We start from the raw sequence: 1,443 nt of genomic DNA, 5'->3' as shown, positions 1-1,443 counted from the left end.
TAACGAAGTGGTTGATGCCATGCTTCCAAGAAAAGCTTCTAAGCTTCAGGTAACCAGGAACCGTACCCCAAACCGACACAGGTGGTTGGGTAGAGAATACCAAGGCGCTTGAGAGAACTCGGGTGAAGGAACTAGGCAAAATGGCACCGTAACTTCGGGAGAAGGTGCGCCGGTGAGGGTGAAGGACTTGCTCCGTAAGCCCATGCCGGTCGAAGATACCAGGCCGCTGCGACTGTTTATTAAAAACACAGCACTCTGCAAACACGAAAGTGGACGTATAGGGTGTGACGCCTGCCCGGTGCCGGAAGGTTAATTGATGGGGTTAGCTAACGCGAAGCTCTTGATCGAAGCCCCGGTAAACGGCGGCCGTAACTATAACGGTCCTAAGGTAGCGAAATTCCTTGTCGGGTAAGTTCCGACCTGCACGAATGGCGTAACGATGGCGGCGCTGTCTCCACCCGAGACTCAGTGAAATTGAAATCGCTGTGAAGATGCAGTGTATCCGCGGCTAGACGGAAAGACCCCGTGAACCTTTACTATAGCTTTGCACTGGACTTTGAATTTGCTTGTGTAGGATAGGTGGGAGGCTTTGAAGCGTGGACGCCAGTCTGCGTGGAGCCAACCTTGAAATACCACCCTGGCAACTTTGAGGTTCTAACTCAGGTCCGTTATCCGGATCGAGGACAGTGTATGGTGGGTAGTTTGACTGGGGCGGTCTCCTCCTAAAGAGTAACGGAGGAGTACGAAGGTGCGCTCAGACCGGTCGGAAATCGGTCGTAGAGTATAAAGGCAAAAGCGCGCTTGACTGCGAGACAGACACGTCGAGCAGGTACGAAAGTAGGTCTTAGTGATCCGGTGGTTCTGTATGGAAGGGCCATCGCTCAACGGATAAAAGGTACTCCGGGGATAACAGGCTGATACCGCCCAAGAGTTCATATCGACGGCGGTGTTTGGCACCTCGATGTCGGCTCATCACATCCTGGGGCTGAAGCCGGTCCCAAGGGTATGGCTGTTCGCCATTTAAAGTGGTACGCGAGCTGGGTTTAGAACGTCGTGAGACAGTTCGGTCCCTATCTGCCGTGGACGTTTGAGATTTGAGAGGGGCTGCTCCTAGTACGAGAGGACCGGAGTGGACGAACCTCTGGTGTTCCGGTTGTCACGCCAGTGGCATTGCCGGGTAGCTATGTTCGGAATAGATAACCGCTGAAAGCATCTAAGCGGGAAACTAGCCTCAAGATGAGATCTCACTGGGACCTTGAGTCCCCTGAAGGGCCGTCGAAGACTACGACGTTGATAGGTTGGGTGTGTAAGCGCTGTGAGGCGTTGAGCTAACCAATACTAATTGCCCGTGAGGCTTGACCATATAACACCCAAGCAATTTGACTACTCGAAAGAGCATCAGATTGCGGTGTGTGAAGACGCAATGAACCGAAAGTTCGAGAT

The 1,443-nt window shown here is 52.9% G+C and carries 1 rRNA gene; it reads left to right on the top strand.

Annotation, left to right across the window (positions count from 1 at the left end):
* Window positions 1-1,363: ribosomal RNA gene (locus tag BLQ09_RS30835) — 23S ribosomal RNA — on the top strand; the annotation flags it as partial.
* Window positions 1,364-1,443: the final 80 nt, after the last annotated feature.

Origin of the sequence: Pseudomonas sp. NFACC25 (assembly GCF_900100935.1) — a bacterium.
GTDB classification, from domain to species: Bacteria; Pseudomonadota; Gammaproteobacteria; order Pseudomonadales; family Pseudomonadaceae; genus Aquipseudomonas; species Aquipseudomonas marginalis.
This window is presented reverse-complemented; position numbering and strand designations above follow the sequence as displayed.